We start from the raw sequence: 15,622 nt of genomic DNA, 5'->3' as shown, positions 1-15,622 counted from the left end.
CGCGCAATCACGATTGAAGAGGGAGCATTATCCATGACAGCGCCGTTCGGCATCGAATTCCACACACCTGTGGAGAATCTGGAAATCGTCAGGGAGCTTGGACAAGGCAAGTATTTCGTGACGCCTCCAAAGCTGCACCCCAGCTTCGAAAGCTACGTCGTGCAGGCAACCCCCTCGGTCGGGATCTGCTGGATCAAAGGCATCTCCCCCGCAATGAGCAACGACGCGTTCGGCGCGCAGGCCAGACAGCTGCATGGCACCCTGCGGTCGCAGCTCGAAAAGCGATACAGCACCGGGGCCTACACGGACCGATTGCTGTCTGGATCGATCTGGGATGAACCACGATATTGGACACAAGGTCTCACCGCCAACGAACGGCATTGCTACGTCATCTGGGAGCGGCCGGCAGCCCGACAACTTCCGGACGACGTCGACTCGATCTTCCTCGGGGTGAATGGCCTCAGTTCCGACGATACCAGCGTCAGCCTCGAATACGCGTCCGTCAGGATGAAGCAGGCCGAGGCCGAGCTCCAGGACATGCTGTCCGATCTCCTCTGATCGCCCGAGGAGCCGGTCGGAGCTCGCTAGCGGGCCGGTCTCCAGCCGGCCGCCTCGGCCTCGGCCTCGCTGCAGAACCAGCGTTCACCCTTCGGCGGAGCGATGCGCACCTTGGCATAGTCCCGGCCGCCGGGGACGTGATAGATCCTAGCGCCCTTCGAGCTGACGTTGCCCTTGATCGTGCAGGAGGGGTTCGGCGCGCTAACCGCTTCTTCCGGCTGCGCTCCGTCTCCACGGCGGAGGGCCCGGAACTCCGCCGGCGGTTGGAAGACATCGGACCACATGCCCAGGCGCTTTGCATGCGCGACGTCCTCCGTGCCGACGTAGCGGGTGCTGTAGCGGCGGTAGGCGACCGCCAGCCCCCGGCCGACCAAGTCCTCTCCGACGTCCCTTCCCCCGCTCCGGCACACGGCCACGGTCCTGCCGTAGCGATCGACGTCCATCGGCATGCAGGTCACCGTCTGACCCTCAACGGCGCGTCCGAGCGCGTCGGCGGCGGCGCGGCCGCATGGATTGCGTCGGGATCCGCTACCGCACAGCTGGTGCAGCTCAGGCGCGTCGATCCCGTACAGGCGTATGCGCGTCGCGCCGATCCGCAGCGTATCCCCGTCGATCGCCCGCGCCGAACCCACGATAGACGCCAACGCCGCCAGCGCAGCCAACCACGTCAACGCCGAACCTCCCTAGCTCCCCGGAACGGGCCGGCTATAAACCGCTGCCGGGGAACAACAATCCGGGGGAAGCGAAGGTGGTCACGTCGAGGCAGATCACGCGCGGCGTCGTGCGGACGATGAAGGCCATGGACCGCGCGGCCAAGCAGGCGGAGCGGCAGCGGATCGCGCGACAGAACGCGCTGCACAAGCAGGCCGTGCTCGACTCCTCGTCTCGAGCGGCGGCGCAGTACGAGGAGATCATCGAAGCGCTGATCGGCGCTCACCGCGTCGACTTCCGTCGTCGCGACTGGTTCAAGACGGCGACCTCACCGCGCGTCGCTCCGCCCGAGCGGCGATCGGACGCCGAGGACGCCGCTCAGGAGGAGTTCGACGCCTACGCGCCTGGTTGGGTGTCCCGCCTGTTCGGACGGCAGCAGCGGGATCTCGATCGACTCGGACAACGGGTGATGGAGGCTCGGGCTCGGGACGACGAGGCGCACATCCAGCTGGTGCAGGCGGCGCATGCCCGCAACGCCGAAATCGAGGCCGCCCAGAGACTCGTCGAACGGCAGCCCGATGCGATCGTCGAGGCACTGGAACTGCACAGCGACCTTGGCGATCTCCCATTCTCGGTCGAAGGCATGGACACCCTCTTCATCGACGATCGCGTGATCGCGGTAGTCGACGGGCTGGATCTGGAGGACATGCCGGAGGAGAGCATCTCGCTCCTGAAGTCGGGCAAGGCGTCCCTCAAGGCCATCCCAGCCGGAAAGCGGACGGAGATGCACCGCGACGCGATATGCTCCGCCGCCGCCCGCGTCGCCATGGAGTGCCTCACCATACTGCCCTTGGACGAGGTGGAGGTGCTCATGCTCACCGACATCCTGGATCGCGGCACCGGCCACATAACCTCCGCCCCGGTCCTGCACCTCCGGGTGAGCGCGCAGGCGCTTCAGGTCACCAACATGGCGCGCACCGACGCGGCGGCCTTCGTCGAGCGGCTTGGAGGCCATTACGAATGGTCGAAGCGCGACGGCTTCCGTGCGCTGAACCCCGCCGCGTTCGGCATCGATCTGAACGAGTGACGAACGCATCGAACGTCACCGCGTCTCGCCCGCGCTGCCAATCGCGTCATCGGCCAGCAGGCGGAAGTGCGCGCATGCAGGAGCCAAGCCGGCGAGGCTGCCGAAGGCCGTCGCGATGGACGGGCGACCAGGACGGATCCTTCCTTCATCTGGCCACCGCACCACGTGACAGGAATTGACACCCCCATGTGACAACAGGCGGATATTTACGATCGGGAGACTGCCATGCCTGCGCTGAAGATCGTCCACACCGCGGATTGGCAGTTGGGCAAGCCGTTCGGACGCTTCCCCGTCGACGTGGCCAATGCGCTTTCGGAAGCCCGTCTCGACGCCATCGACCGGCTGGGCTCGGTCGCCTCGGCGCACGGTGCACGTCACGTCTTCGTGGCGGGCGACGTGTTCGACAACGTCGATCCCGGCGACCGTATCGTCGGCCAGGCGCTCTCCAGGATGGAGCGCGCCGCCGTCACGTGGTGGCTGATGCCGGGCAACCACGACCATGCGCGTCCCGGTGGTCTCTGGAGCCGCGTGCGGCGGCTCGCCCCGCCGAACGTCCGTATCGTCGACGAGCCCGCGGCACTCGAGATCGAAGAGGGCGCCTGGCTGCTGCCCGCGCCGCTCGAACACAGGAAGACCGTGTCCGACCCGAGTGCCGGCATGGGCGACATGACGACGCCTTCCGGCGCGCTGCGGATAGGCATGGCGCACGGCTCCATCGCGGAGTTCGGGGCATCCGGAGGAGGCAGCAACCTCATTCCGCCCGACCGCGCCCGCTCGGCGGGTCTGGACTATCTCGCGCTTGGTGATTGGCACGGTTTCCTCAAGGTCGGCGACCGCACCGCGTACAGCGGAACGCCGGAAGTCGACCGCTTCGGTCGGGAGGATCTCGGCGCATGCGCCTTTGTCGACGTCCGCACCGGCGACGCCCCCATCATCGAACGGATCGAAACCGGGCGTTACCGCTGGCTCACCAGGGAGTGGGAGGTGCGGACCGCCGAGGAAGTGGAGAGCCGGATCGCGGCGATGAGGTCCGAGGCGCGCCTTTCCGACGTCCTTCTGAACCTGAGGCTCACCGGCGTCGCCAGCCTCGCCGAGCGCGTGGCCGCCATCTCTGCGCTCGAAGGGCGATTCCTGCACGAGCTGCGGCATCTCGACGTCGACATGAGCGGACTGGCGGCACGACCCACGGACGAGGACGTCGCTCGGATAGACGTCCGCGGAGCACTCGCCTCAGCGGCCGCGACGCTGCAGGCCCGCGCGACCGGCGGCGGCCCGGACGCCGCGACGGCGGCCGCGGCACTCGAGAGGCTCTACGTCGAGGCCATGCGTTACGAAGGGGAGTCGAACCGATGATCATCCGATCGCTCGAAGTCGCCAACTTCCGCAAGTTCCGTGATCCGTTGCACCTCCAGGGCTTCACCGACGGCCTCAACATCGTCGTCGAGCCCAACGAGACCGGCAAGTCCACTCTGCTGGAAGCGCTGCGCGCGGCCTTCTTCATCCGCTACTCGGCGAAGACGGAGCTTGTCCGCTCCTACGTTCCGATCGGCGACGACGTCGCGCCGCGCGTCTCCATCGGCTTCGACGTGGGCGGGCAGGCCTGGACGCTCGAGAAGCAGTTCATGAAGGCTGCCAGCGTTCGGCTTAGCGGACCGTCAGGCCGCAAGGAGAGCGAATCCGCCGAGGATGCGCTGCAGCAGCTTCTCGGCTTCGAACGGGGCAACAACCGGGGAACCGACAACGACGTCCGAGGGCCGCTCGGCATGCTCTGGGTCGAGCAGATGAAGGGCCTCGAGATCGAGAGTCCCAATCGGATCGTGCGCGATTCCGTGCGCAGCGTGCTGGAGGCGGAGGTCGGTGCCGTGACGGGCGGCCGTCGGTTCGACGCGATCCGCAGCAGCGTGGAGATCGCGTACGGCAAGCTGCGGACCGCCGCCACGGGTAGATCCAGAGGCGATCTCGCCGAAGCCGAGGCGCGCCTCGTCCTGGCCACCGCGGCTCGCCAAAGCGCCGAAGGTTCGTTCCGCGAGTACGAGCAGTCCCTCAGCGATCTGGACAACGCAAGGGCTCGGCTCCGGATCGTCGAGCGCGATCTCGTGGATCCGGAATCGCTCGAACAGCGCAGGGCGCTGGAGGCAGACTCCAAGCTGGCCGAGACCGCCTCCCTCCGGTCCGCCACAGCCGAGGCTCAGTTCGACCGCGCCGACGAGTTGGCGAAGGGGGCCGCGTCCCGGATCGAGCGCCTCGATGCGGCGGAGGCGCGGATCGACGCGGCGAACCGCGAACTCGCTTCTCGTCTCTCCTCGAGAGCGGACGCGCTCGCTCGCGCGGAAACGGCCAGCCTGGACGAGAGAAGGCAGCGCGAAGCCATGGGTGAAGCGCGCGGCGCGCGCGAGGCGGCGGAGGCTTCGCTCGCCGCCGCCAGGGATGTCGCGCGCGCGTTTGCGGCAGCGGCGGCGGCGCGGCGCGCGATCGAGTCGCGCACGGCGCTGAGGGAGCTTGAGACGCGCGAGCGGGAGCTGCTCGGCGAGACGGCGCTCGCGCTCGATCGCGGATCGCTGGACGAGGCTGCGAGGCTGGAGCGCCAAGAGATCGCGGCGCTCGCCCGGTTCGAGGCCGGCACCGTCAAGATCCAGTTCGAGACCGCCACCGGCGTCGAGCTCAGAATCGACGGACAAGCGAGCAGCGCGGCGAGCATCGACATCGTCGCGACCACGCGGTTCGAACTTGGAGACGCCGGCAGCATCGTCGTACGTCCTCCCCAGGCTTCCGGTCGCTCGATCGAAGCGGATCTGGCCACGGCACGGCAGAATCTGGCCGCGCACCTTCGCTCGCTCGGAATCGCCTCCCATGCCGCTGGCCTCGCCCGGGCCGAGCGTGCCGACAGTGCGGAGCGCGAGCTTCGAGCGCTGAGATCGCAGATGGCCGCCGCATGCCCCGGGGATCCGACGATCGGGCTCGCTCCGGGTGCCGACGCCCTGCGGGCCTTCGTCGAAGGCCTCGACGTCGGCGAAGCGGAGCCACTCACCCCACCCCAGGACACGGAGGCGCTGGAGGCGGCGTTGGCGAAGGCCAGACTGTTGGAGGTTTCGGCCGCCGCGAGGCACGACGAAGCGCGCGGCGCCCTGTCGAAGGCGGAGAACCTGCTCGCGACGGCGGAGGCCAATCTCGCCGCCGCCACGCGCGAGCGGGACGCAGCCGTGGAAAGTCTCGGGGTCGCCTTCGAGGGCGAAGACCGCGCGGCCCTTCAGGAGAACCTGGCGGAAACGCAGAGGGACCATGCCGCCAAGCTCGAAGCTCTCGAGCAGGCCCGCATGGGGGCCAGGGCATTCGACCTCGCGGCGATCAGGCGCCGCATCGACAACCTCGATCGGGCGAACGCCCGCGCCGGCCAGGAGAGGCTCGAACTGACAGGTCGGATCGCAGCGCTCGAGGCCACCATCGTCCGCACCGGCACGACAGGTCCCGCCGGGCTGCTCGCCGAGGCGCAGGAGCAGGAGATCGCGGCGACCGCGGCTTGCGAACGGCTCACCCAGGAGGCAGACGTGCTGGAGACGCTGCGCAAGGTGCTGACGGATGCGGCCGGCGAGGCGACGCGGACGTTCCTCGCACCGGTCACCAAGCGGTCGGCGCGCTACATCGAGCGCCTTCTTCCCGGCTCTCAACTCTCGTTCGACGGAGAACTGCGTCTGACGGGGCTCGCGCGCACCGGGATTGAGGAGAACTGCGGCGATCTCAGCCGCGGAACGCAGGAGCAGCTCGCGATCCTGACGCGCCTGGCGTTCGCCGACATGCTGCTGGAAGACGGCGCGCCGATCTCGCTCATACTCGACGACCCGCTGGTCTACTCCGACGACGCGCGGCTCGAGACGATGACCGACATCCTGCAGGAGGCGTCGCAGAGGATGCAGGTCATCCTTCTGACCTGCCGTTCGAAGGCGTTCCGCCACGTGGACGGAAACAGGATCACGCTGCTTTGAGTCCGGGCGAGCATCGGCGGAGAGTACGGCCAAGCCTCAACACGTCGGGGTCGACCGCCGTCCGGAGAAGCTCCGTCCTGCCGACACGTCCTTTCGAATGACCTCCACCCACGGTCGGATAACGGGCGAGGCCGGACTCGTGACGCGGGCGTGCGGTCTCCCGATCCGGGCGCGATGGGTGAACCAGGCGCTGGTTTCCCCCCTTGGATCGCGGTGGCGACCGACGTCGCGTCGGGGTTCGTGCTTTCGCACGGAAAAGGAACCTCCCAATGGCCCGCCGGAACGGTCGTTCGGGTATCGCGCGCGACCACGTCATGGACTACGCCTCACCCATGACACCGGAAGCGAAGAGAGGATCCTATCACCACGGGTCGTTGAGGGAGGCTCTCCTGCTGGCGGCGGACGGGATCATCAGGGAGAAGGGGCACGAGAACTTCTCCCTGCGTGAGGCCGCCCGGCGCGCGGGCGTGTCCCCCGGGGCTCCTAAACACCACTTCGGATCGGTCGAGGATCTCCTGGGCGAGGTCGCGACCAAAGGGTTCGACGCCCTGGCCGCCCACCTGGAGGGAGTCCCTCTGACAGGATGCGTCTCGGGGGACATCAGAGCCTTGGTTCTCGCCTTCGTCCGCTTCGCGATCGATCAGCCGGAGCTCTACAAGCTGATGGCGAGGATGCATGGTCAGCGGGCGGGCGATCCACTCAAGGCGGCCGCCCGGAGATCCCTGGAGCGGATGGGCAGACTGATGGGGTCGTACGCGGGTCTGGAGATACCCGCCGAACTTCCGTCCGACGTGCCTCCGGAGGTCGTCGGCTCTCTGGCGCTCGCACATGGACTGGCTCACCTCGCGCTGGACCATGGCGTCGGGCCCGAGGACTTCGAAGAGGATCGGCCCGCGATCATGGGCAACTCAGTCCGCACGTTGGTCGCCCTGTCGTGGCCCGACGAAACCGTTCGTAGCGTCGAGGCCGCGGAGCCGATCGGCAACACCCGCTAACCGATGATCAACGGACGGCCAGCCGCCTTGGCGCTGGCCCATGCCCTACGAGCGTCCTCCTTCCGCGAAATCTGGATCGCCGACGCATCCTCGCGCTCCGGCGGGTCCTCTGAGGGCACGTGCTGCTCACCCGCGATCCGCCGGACGGCCTCCTTCGCACGGAAGACCCTGCTCTTGAGCGTTCCCAGCGCCACGCCGAGCCTGTCGGCCGCGTTCTCATAGCTCTCGCCCTCAAGGATCACGAGCCTCAACGCGGCCTGCTGATCGTGAGGGAGGTCGGCCAAGAGAGCGAGCGTCTGCTTGAGTTCGAGGGACGCGCTCTGGGTCTCGTTCCTCGAGAGGATCGCCTCGGCCGCGGTCTCGTCGTAGTCGGCGAGGAAGCGGTTGCCTCTCTGCTGGCTGAGGAAACGATTTCTGAGGATCGTGAACGTCCAGGCGCGCATGTTGGTGCCGGGATCGAACCTCGCCCGCGCGACCCACGCACGAAGCATCGTATCCTGCACCAGATCCTCGGCAAGATCCGGATCGCGGGTCCATCGTCTCGCGAACGCCGTCAACCTGGGTCTGAGCCGGGCGAGCTCTTCGCCGAACGCCGCGCGATCCGGCTCGTCACGAGCGCCGAGGTGTACCAGCAGCGCTTCGATCCGCTCGGAACGCTCGCTCGGAACCGCGAAGGCAAGTCGCAGCCTCGCACCCAGGCGGGCCAACACGCCCTGATCGAAACCGATCATCTGAACTCCAACCGGCCGCTCAAATCATACCGAGGCGCCGTCGGATCGGGCCTCCACAGCGACTGTGCAGCGGATCAGGAGCCCCTAGACCTCAATCTATGCAGTGTAAAGATTGCCGCATTCTCAGCGCGGGCGAAGTCGCTCCCGGTCCGACACGCGGTCGTTCACAGACGTCCCGCCCTCCGGCGCCCCGTTCTTCCTCGCAGCACGCGTGCGATCCTAGCGTGCGGTCAACAGCGCCGAACTCTCGATGATGCGTTCCCTCAACCAGGTGTGGGCGGGATCGCGCGTCCGGGACTTGTTCCAGTACAGATGGACGCGAACCTTCGGCAGTGCGGTCTCCGGCTCCACGATGCGCACGCGCGCCGAGGCGAGAAGACGTTCGGCCAGGCGCCGCTGGAGGAGCGCGACGTTCTGCGTGCCCTCCACGAAGAAGGGCACGAGGCTAAAGTGGGCGACGCGCACGGCGTCGCTGTGCTGCGCTCCCAACTGGTTCAGAACCAGTCCCTCGAAGGACGATGACGGATCACGGTCCGCGCAGAAGAAGGCGAACCTGCCGCCGAGCATCTGCGCTTCGGTCCGTTCCGGGGCATCGTCGGCAACTAGGAACACCAGATCGTCCTCGAAGAGGAAGCAGGAGTCGAACTCGTTCGCGATGCCATCGCGAAGCCCGCTCGGGACCGCGACGACGTCCAGCTCGCCCAGTCTCAGCGCCGTGAGACTGCTCGATGCGACGTTCACGAACTGGATCGTCAGCTCAGGAGCTTCGCTGCACACCCGTCGCGCCAGATCGGGGCCGAGCGTCAGGACCACGTAGTCCGCCGTCGCGATGACCATGGTGCCGCGCTGATCGGCGGCGTCGAAGGTCGGTTCGAGGAAGAGCGTCTCGATGGTGGCGAGCGCATCGTCGAGAGAGGCTTCGAGCCGCTGGGCATACGCGGTCGGCTCGAGACGCCGCCCCTGGGACACGAGTATGTCGTCATGCAGAAGCTCGCGAAGACGACCGAGCGCCTCGCTGACCGTGGACTGCCTCATGTTCAGGGCCTCCGCGGCCCGGGTGACGTTCCGTCTGCGCAGAAGCTCCCGCAGGATCGGGAGGAGGTTCAGGTTCAGCGAACGCAGCGAATTCGTCATCGGTCATCCCATCGCTCCCGCCGATCGACCAGGCGGCAGGCATCGGTATGCCCGATGGGTCAAAGGCATTCCAGCCCGCCGCGTCATCAACCCGAACCGGCAGAGTGAGACATGGGAGGTCGGCTGGAAGCGTCCCTCAGCCACCGGCCCCGCCGATCGCTCGTATCGCAACTATCGGCCTGCTCGGGATCAACGGCTCGGCATACGCACCGCATGCTGAAGCCCACAGGCGCGGAGAGGACGTGGCTACAATCGTGCATACGGACGCGACGAAATCGCGTGGGCGCACCGCCATCGTCACCGGCGGCGGGCGCGGCATTGGCGCCGCCGTCGCGCGGCGGCTCGCCAGCGACGGCGCGAACGTTGTCATCAGCTACGCGCGTTCGAGGGACTCCGCGCTCCGGACGTGCGACGAGATCGGGCGATCAGGCGGCCGGGCCGTCGCCCTTGCGGCCGACGCCGCCGATCCGCAGTCCGGCACGGCCCTTTTCGATGCGGCCGACGAACATTTCGGCGGTGCCGACATCCTCGTGAACAACGCCGGCGTCGGACACCTGGCGCCCTTCGCCGGAACGGACGAGGGGGCGTACGACCGGCTCTTCTCGATCACGAAGGGCACGTTCTTCACCCTCCAATGCGCAGCCCGCCGCCTCCGGGACGGCGGTCGCATCGTGAGCGTCTCGACCGGTCTGACGCGCAACTGGGCGCAGATGGCAGCCGCCTACGCCGGATCGAAGGCCGCGATCGAGCAGTTCTCCCGGTCCCTCTCGCGCGAACTCGGTCCGCGCGGGATCACCGTCAACGTCGTCTCGCCCGGCGTCGTGACCACCGACATGACGGCGGCCATGCCGCTTCAGATGAAGGAGGCGGCGGCGGCGCAGACGAGCCTCGGTCGTCTGGGACGGCCCGACGACATCGCCGACGTGATCGGCTTCCTCTGCAGCCCGGATGCGCGATGGATCACGGGCCAGGTCGTGGCGGCCAACGGCGGCAGCACGCCGTGAGGCGGCGGCCGTTGATCCGAAGCCTGGGCTATCTCGGACTCGGAGTCTCGGACACCGATGCCTGGATCGCGTTCGCCACAGACGTGCTCGGTCTCATGAGGGCAGAGAACGGCCGGGACGGCCGCCGCTACCGGCTCGACGACCTCGCCTGGCGCATCGCGGTCCATCAGGGCGACGACGACCTCCTGTACGCGGGATACGAGGTGGCCGACGCCTTCGATCTGGAAGAGCTCGTCGCCGCGATCGAGGAAGCGGGACATCCGGTCAGCCGGGCCGATGCGGAGCTTCGTGCGGATCGCGGCGTGATGGGCCTTGCGAGCTGCACCGATCCCGACGGCCTTCGCCTCGAGTTCTTCCACGGCCCGACCCAGCGGCGCGACCGACCCTTCGCCTCCCCGGCGGCCGTCTCGGGCTTCAACACGGGTGAGCAGGGGCTCGGCCACATAGTGATCTCGACTCCCGACATCGCCACGGCACGCGCCTTCTACGTCGGTGTCCTCGGATTCCGGCTTTCGGACGTCATCACCATGCGACCCGCGCCCGGCATCGCGATCGACCTCGAGTTCCACCACTGCAATGCGCGCCACCATACGCTGGCGCTGGTGCCCGCGGCCGCCCCGAAGCGCATGCACCACTTCATGCTGGAGGCGCGGACGCTCGACGACGTGGGCTTCGCGCTGGACCGTGCCCAGGACGCGGGTTCGCCGATCACGCAGACCATCGGCAGGCACACCAACGACGGCATGATCTCCTTCTACGCCGCCACTCCCTCGGGCTTCGAGGTCGAGTTCGGCTGGGGAGGCTCGACGATCGGCGCCGAAGGTCCGCGCGTCACCCGTCACGACAAGATGAGCAGCTGGGGGCACCGACGCCCTCGACCCAACGGAGCCTGATCGATGAGCGAGCCGCGCACCTCCAGCAACTTCGTCGAAGTCGGCGACCTCAGGCTGCATTGGAACGAAGTCGGCGAGGGACCCGCCCTGATCCTCCTCCACGGCGGCGGGCCTGGGTCGTACGGCCTGAGCAACTTCTCCAGGAACGTGCACGCGCTTGCCGCCGCAGGCTTCCGCGTCATCGCGCTGGACCTTCCCGGATACGGCCAATCGAGCAAACCGCGCATCAGGGAGCCCCTCTGGGGCTTCATGGCCAAGGCGGTGGCGGGCTTCATGGACGCCATCGGGATCGGACGGGCGCATCTGGTCGGCAACTCGCTCGGTGGAGCGACGGCGCTGAAGACCGCGCTGGACTTCCCGGACAAGGTCGACCGCCTCATCCTCATGGGTCCGGGTGGTGGCTACGCCACCCTGAACGCGTCGCCGACAGTCGGGATCATGCAGATCCTCACCTTCTACGGGCCGCCAGGACCGTCCATCGAGAAGCTCAGGAGCTTCGTGCAGCAGCTCGTGTACGATCCGAGCCAGGTCACCGACGACGTCCTCGAAGAGCGGTTCAAAGTCGCGATCGACCCCGAGACGGCAGAGAACTTCCCTCTGCGCCATCGGCCGGGCGATCCCACTCCGATCGAGGAACTGTGGCGCGAGCGGCTGGATCGGCTGCCCCACCGCACGCTCATCATCTGGGGCCGGGAGGATCGGGTCAACCCGCTCGAGCAGGGAATGATCCTCATGCGCCAGATCCCGGACGCGCGCCTCCTCGTCCTGCCGAAGTGCGGCCACTGGGCGCAATGGGAGAAGGCGGACGACTTCAACCGGGCCGTGATCGATTTCGCAACGCAATAGAACGGCGGACCCGGATCGCGAACACGCGACCGGCCCGCCTCCACGACGGGAGGATACATGAAGGTGAAGCTGCTCATCGGCTGCGCGGTCGCCGCGGTCGTCGCCCAACCGGCTCAGACTCGGGCCCAGGCGCAGAGCCAAGCCGGAAGCGCTTCGGGACGCGCGGCGTCCGAGGCGCCGGCCGACCCGACACCCGAGGCGTCGGCCGCCCCGCAGGCGGTGGAGGACATCGTCGTCACCGCGCAGCGGCAGTCGCAGCGGCTCCAGGACGTCCCGATAGCGGTGAGCGCCTTCACCTCCGAGACCCTCGAGCGCCAGCAGATCGTCAATCCGACCGCGCTGCAGCAGTCGCTTCCGTCTATCACCTTCACGAAGACGAACTTCACCGGGTCGAGCTTCACCATCCGAGGCATCGGCGACCTGTGCACCGGAACCACGTGCGACCAGGCCACGGCGGTCCACGTCAACGACATGCCGCTGCTGTCGACCAGGCTGTTCGAGAGCGAGTTCTTCGATCTCGAGCGCGTCGAGGTCCTACGCGGTCCGCAGGGAACCCTGTTCGGGCGCAACGCCACCTCGGGGGTCATCAACTTCATCACCGCCAAACCGGACCTCAACGCATTCCACGCGGCGGGCGAGATCGAGTACGGAAACTACGACTCCAGGCGCGCCCGCGGTATGCTCAACCTCCCCATCACCAGCACGCTCGGCATCCGCCTCGCCGGAACCTACCTGAAGCGCGACGGCTACACGTACAATTCCTACAACGACACGCACGTGGACGATCGCGATCTCTACGCCGTGCGGGGAACCCTGTCCTGGGAGCCCACGAGCGACACGCGGGTCGACCTCATGGGATACTACTTCCACGAGAACGACCGTCGGGCACGCATACAGAAGCAGTTGTGCCATAGGGATCCGACCGGAGTGCTGGGATGCTCGCCGGACCGGCTGGCCTTCGAACGGGGCAACGGCAACGCCGTCCTCGCCAACGTCCTCAGTTCGACGGAGTTCTTCCGCATCGCCACCGGCAGCGCGGCCGCAGGAGCGTTCGGCCTCGGCAGCATCTACGGCTCCGATCCGCTGGCGACCACGGCCAGTCCCGCGGACCTGCGGACGGTCTCGCAGGACTACGATCCGACGTACTTCGCCGAGGAGGAGCAGTATCAGCTGAAGCTCTACCACGACTTTGGAAAGGTGAGCTTCAACCTGACCGGCGGCTACACAAGGAACGTCGTCGACTCCACCACCGACTACACCCAATCGGTGGCCGCGCCGCTCACCAACAACGCCGGTCTGCTGCAGCTGCAGAACCTCGCGTCGCTGCCGACCGGGCAGTTCAACGCGCTCTTCCCCAGAGCGGGAGGCGTCAATCCGTTCGCTCCGCTCGCGCGTGTGCTGATACCGAACGGCGCGGCCGGCGGCTTCTGCCAGTCGGCGCCGACGACGAACGACGGCGGCGTCTACTCGGGCGCTTCGGCGGGTTGCCTACCCAACAGCCTCGACTTCGACAGGTCCACCGGCACCTACCGGCAGTATTCGGCGGAAGGGCACATCGACAGCGAATTCGCTGGTGCGTTCAACTTCCTGCTCGGCGGCATCTACGCGCACCAGAGCATCAGCGACAACGACTACTACGTGACCGCGGCCGGCGTCGACTACGGTCCCGGTCTGCTCCCCTCGCTCGCGAAGGCGAACGGGGCGCTCCCCGCGACGCTGCCGCCGGTGATGTTCTCGACGCCCTACTTCCGCAGCAATGCGGATGCATACCGTCTCAACTCCTATGGCGTCTTCGGCGAGGCCTACCTTCAGTTCAGCCCGAAGGTGAAGCTCACGCTCGGCGCCAGGTACAACCACGACGACAAGTACATCCGGGCGCGGACCACCTACCTCATCGACTCCGCCGGGGCCAATCCGCTGCTGCCCTACGGCGCGACCGCTCTCGACCAGGCGCTGAACTACGCCTCGCTCGACTACGACGTCACCCGCGCAGGTGCGCAGCCGTTCGCCGAGCAGAACGTTAAGTTCAGCCGACTGACCGGCCGAGCCGTTCTCGACTACCGGATCACGCGCGACAATCTGGTCTACGCCTCCTATTCGCGCGGGTACAAGTCGGGAGGAATCAATCCCCCGGTCTCGCCCATCTTCGCCGTACCGGTGACCTTCCGGCCCGAGTCGATCGACGCGTTCGAGATCGGCTCGAAGAACACGTTCGCAGGCGGGCAGCTGCGGCTCAATCTCACGGGCTTCTACTACCGCTACAAGGATCTGCAGCTCGCTAGGATCGTCTCGCGCACGTGTCAACGGCGGAGCAAAATCCGGCCACGGTGGCGGTGTAAAAGTAGGCCAGCGGTCGAGGTGTGATGACGACATGGAAAGGGCCCCGATCGGGGCCCTTTCCATGTCGTCGCGACCGTTTTCTCCCGGCTATGTCGGCGGGATCTCTCCGGTGTTCGGGTCGGCCGACACAGTGGCCTGGTTTTGCTCCGCCCTTCTGGCGGAGCGCCGGCCGGCGGACTGTTTGAGGCGGTAGCTGTCGCCATTCATGGTGAGGATGGAGACGTGGTGCGTGAGGCGGTCGAGCAGCGCGCCGGTGAGCCGCTCCGAGGCGAGCACTTGGGTCCAGTCCTCGAACGGCAGGTTCGACGTGATGATGGTCGAGCCGCGCTCGTATCGCTGCGACAGCACCTCGAAGAGCAGTTCTGCGCCGGTCGCCGACAGCGGCACATAGCCGAGCTCGTCGACAATGAGCAGCTTCACGGCCGCCAGTTCCCGCTGGAGTTTGAGCAGACGCCGCTCGTCGCGCGCCTCCATCAGCTGGTTGACCAGCGAGGCCGCGGTCGTGAAGGCGACGGTGAAACCCTTCTGGCAAGCCGCCAGGCCGAGCGCGAGGGCGACGTGCGTCTTGCCCGTGCCGCTGTTACCCAGCGCGATGACGTTCTCTCGGCGCAGGATATATTCCGAGCGGGCGAGTTCGAGCACCAGCATCTTGTTGAGGCTGGGGATGGCGGTGAAGTCGAAGGTGTCGAGACTCTTCACCGCCGGGAAGCGGGCGGCGCGGATCCGCCGCTCGACCGTGCGCCGCTCCCGGTCGATGAGCTCAAGCTCGATGAGACGCAGCAGGTAGCGCGGGTGGTCGATACCGTCGCGGGCGCATTCGCGCGCGACCTTCTCATATTCGCGCAGCACGGTCGGCAGCTTGAGCTGCTTGAGGTGGTGGGCGAGCAGCACCTGGGGTGTCCCGCCGGTCGTGCCGGTCGGCATCTTGTCGCTTGTCATGCCGCCAGCACTCCATAGTCCGCCGCCCGGGTCGTCTTCACGTCCGTCCGGGGCAGGTGCGGATAGGCGGCCAGATCGAGACGGGGCGGTCGCCGTTCGATACGCGCCAGCGCGATGAGCTTCACCGCGTCGAAGCCGATGGCGCCGAGCTGCACGGCCTGTGTCACCGCGTCGGTGACGACGGCGAGCGGCAGGGCTTCGAGCAGCCGCAGCACCTGGATGAACTCCCGCTTCCCCTTGTTGCCCATACGGGCTTCCAAAAGGTGGCGCAGATGCTGGAAGATCTCGGGCAGATCCCAGCCCTGCAAGGCGGCCGCCTGGTCGAGCGCGCCGGGCTTCTGCTCGATGAGCGCGAGATAGTGCAGCGGGTTGGCGACGAAGGCGCCCTCGCCATAGCTGCGCGGATGGCGGGCGATCTCCTCGCCGGCGATGCTGATGACGACCTCGTCGACGAACCCCTTCAC

Annotated in this window: 13 protein-coding genes and 1 pseudogene; 9 read left to right on the top strand and 5 right to left on the bottom strand. The window is 67.4% G+C overall.

The features are described from left to right. Positions 1 to 33: 33 nt before the first annotated feature. Positions 34 to 558 carry a hypothetical protein gene (locus GGR47_RS06055; RefSeq protein WP_147036550.1) on the top strand — a complete coding sequence of 175 codons (525 nt, stop codon included), beginning with the start codon at positions 34 to 36 and terminating at the stop codon, positions 556 to 558. A 26-nt stretch (positions 559 to 584) separates the two neighbouring features. On the opposite strand, the gene GGR47_RS06050 is transcribed toward GGR47_RS06055, so the two are convergent. After that, positions 585 to 1,229 (bottom strand): thermonuclease family protein, encoded by a 645-nt coding sequence (locus tag GGR47_RS06050; protein WP_208663163.1) that lies wholly within the window; start codon positions 1,227 to 1,229, stop codon positions 585 to 587. 128 nt (positions 1,230 to 1,357) lie between these two features. Here GGR47_RS06050 and GGR47_RS06045 point away from each other — a divergent pair, with 128 nt between their 5' ends. The 4 genes from GGR47_RS06045 to GGR47_RS06030 all read left to right on the top strand — a co-directional run bounded on the left by GGR47_RS06045 (position 1,358) and on the right by GGR47_RS06030 (position 7,271). After that, on the top strand, positions 1,358 to 2,296 hold the full coding sequence (locus tag GGR47_RS06045; protein WP_221204679.1) for a hypothetical protein: 939 nt from the start codon (positions 1,358 to 1,360) through the stop codon (positions 2,294 to 2,296). 225 nt (positions 2,297 to 2,521) lie between these two features. After that, positions 2,522 to 3,649 (top strand): metallophosphoesterase family protein, encoded by a 1,128-nt coding sequence (locus GGR47_RS06040; protein WP_221204678.1) that lies wholly within the window; start codon positions 2,522 to 2,524, stop codon positions 3,647 to 3,649. Then, positions 3,646 to 6,276, top strand: a complete 2,631-nt coding sequence (locus GGR47_RS06035) for an AAA family ATPase (RefSeq protein ID WP_183949471.1) — start codon at positions 3,646 to 3,648, stop codon at positions 6,274 to 6,276. Before GGR47_RS06040 ends, GGR47_RS06035 begins: the two co-directional genes overlap by 4 nt. A gap of 269 nt (positions 6,277 to 6,545) precedes the next feature. After that, positions 6,546 to 7,271, top strand: a complete 726-nt coding sequence (locus tag GGR47_RS06030) for a TetR/AcrR family transcriptional regulator (protein ID WP_147037123.1) — start codon at positions 6,546 to 6,548, stop codon at positions 7,269 to 7,271. Here GGR47_RS06030 and GGR47_RS06025 read toward each other — a convergent pair. Together GGR47_RS06025 and GGR47_RS06020 are read right to left on the bottom strand one after the other, a co-directional pair. Next, positions 7,268 to 8,002, bottom strand: a complete 735-nt coding sequence (locus GGR47_RS06025; protein WP_147037122.1) for an RNA polymerase sigma factor — start codon at positions 8,000 to 8,002, stop codon at positions 7,268 to 7,270. The genes GGR47_RS06030 and GGR47_RS06025 overlap by 4 nt on opposite strands. A gap of 219 nt (positions 8,003 to 8,221) precedes the next feature. Further along, complete coding sequence (locus tag GGR47_RS06020) at positions 8,222 to 9,136, bottom strand: LysR family transcriptional regulator (RefSeq protein ID WP_147037121.1); 915 nt, start codon at positions 9,134 to 9,136, stop codon at positions 8,222 to 8,224. 242 nt (positions 9,137 to 9,378) lie between these two features. Here GGR47_RS06020 and GGR47_RS06015 point away from each other — a divergent pair, with 242 nt between their 5' ends. From GGR47_RS06015 to GGR47_RS06000, 4 genes are read left to right on the top strand one after another with little or no spacing between them, the layout of a single operon-like run. Next, positions 9,379 to 10,140, top strand: coding sequence for an SDR family oxidoreductase (locus GGR47_RS06015; protein ID WP_244305261.1), 762 nt, complete (start codon positions 9,379 to 9,381; stop codon positions 10,138 to 10,140). Between the two features lie 11 nt (positions 10,141 to 10,151). Beyond that, entirely contained in the window at positions 10,152 to 11,033 is an 882-nt protein-coding gene (locus GGR47_RS06010) for a VOC family protein (protein ID WP_208663181.1), read from the top strand. Positions 11,034 to 11,036: 3 nt separating this feature from the next. Continuing rightward, the gene (locus GGR47_RS06005; RefSeq protein WP_147037118.1) at positions 11,037 to 11,879 is read left to right on the top strand and encodes an alpha/beta fold hydrolase; all 843 of its coding nucleotides are present in this window, start codon (positions 11,037 to 11,039) and stop codon (positions 11,877 to 11,879) included. A 57-nt stretch (positions 11,880 to 11,936) separates the two neighbouring features. Continuing rightward, positions 11,937 to 14,243 (top strand): TonB-dependent receptor, encoded by a 2,307-nt coding sequence (locus GGR47_RS06000; protein WP_183949470.1) that lies wholly within the window; start codon positions 11,937 to 11,939, stop codon positions 14,241 to 14,243. Between the two features lie 63 nt (positions 14,244 to 14,306). On the opposite strand, the gene istB is transcribed toward GGR47_RS06000, so the two are convergent. Continuing rightward, the gene (gene istB, locus GGR47_RS05995; RefSeq protein WP_371859768.1) at positions 14,307 to 15,158 is read right to left on the bottom strand and encodes an IS21-like element helper ATPase IstB; all 852 of its coding nucleotides are present in this window, start codon (positions 15,156 to 15,158) and stop codon (positions 14,307 to 14,309) included. Further along, positions 15,155 to 15,622: pseudogene (locus GGR47_RS05990) on the bottom strand (IS21 family transposase); the annotation flags it as partial. The gene istB and the pseudogene GGR47_RS05990, both read right to left, overlap by 4 nt.

The organism is Sphingomonas aquatilis (genome assembly GCF_014196115.1).
In the GTDB taxonomy this organism is placed as follows: Bacteria; Pseudomonadota; Alphaproteobacteria; order Sphingomonadales; family Sphingomonadaceae; genus Sphingomonas; species Sphingomonas aquatilis.
Note: the sequence above shows the minus strand (reverse complement) of the source record. Positions and strands in the feature narration are given on the sequence as shown.

Excerpts from the sequence above, each read along its gene's own strand:
- GGR47_RS06055 (WP_147036550.1), top strand. The coding sequence starts at position 34 with ATGACAGCGCCGTTCGGCATCGAATTCCACACACCTGTGGAGAATCTG.
- GGR47_RS06045 (WP_221204679.1), top strand. The coding sequence starts at position 1,358 with ATGGACCGCGCGGCCAAGCAGGCGGAGCGGCAGCGGATCGCGCGACAG.
- GGR47_RS06040 (WP_221204678.1), top strand. The coding sequence starts at position 2,522 with ATGCCTGCGCTGAAGATCGTCCACACCGCGGATTGGCAGTTGGGCAAG.
- GGR47_RS06035 (WP_183949471.1), top strand. The coding sequence starts at position 3,646 with ATGATCATCCGATCGCTCGAAGTCGCCAACTTCCGCAAGTTCCGTGAT.
- GGR47_RS06030 (WP_147037123.1), top strand. The coding sequence starts at position 6,546 with ATGGCCCGCCGGAACGGTCGTTCGGGTATCGCGCGCGACCACGTCATG.
- GGR47_RS06025 (WP_147037122.1), bottom strand. The coding sequence starts at position 8,002 with ATGATCGGTTTCGATCAGGGCGTGTTGGCCCGCCTGGGTGCGAGGCTG.
- GGR47_RS06020 (WP_147037121.1), bottom strand. The coding sequence starts at position 9,136 with ATGACGAATTCGCTGCGTTCGCTGAACCTGAACCTCCTCCCGATCCTG.
- GGR47_RS06005 (WP_147037118.1), top strand. The coding sequence starts at position 11,037 with ATGAGCGAGCCGCGCACCTCCAGCAACTTCGTCGAAGTCGGCGACCTC.
- GGR47_RS06000 (WP_183949470.1), top strand. The coding sequence starts at position 11,937 with ATGAAGGTGAAGCTGCTCATCGGCTGCGCGGTCGCCGCGGTCGTCGCC.
- istB (WP_371859768.1), bottom strand. The coding sequence starts at position 15,158 with ATGACAAGCGACAAGATGCCGACCGGCACGACCGGCGGGACACCCCAG.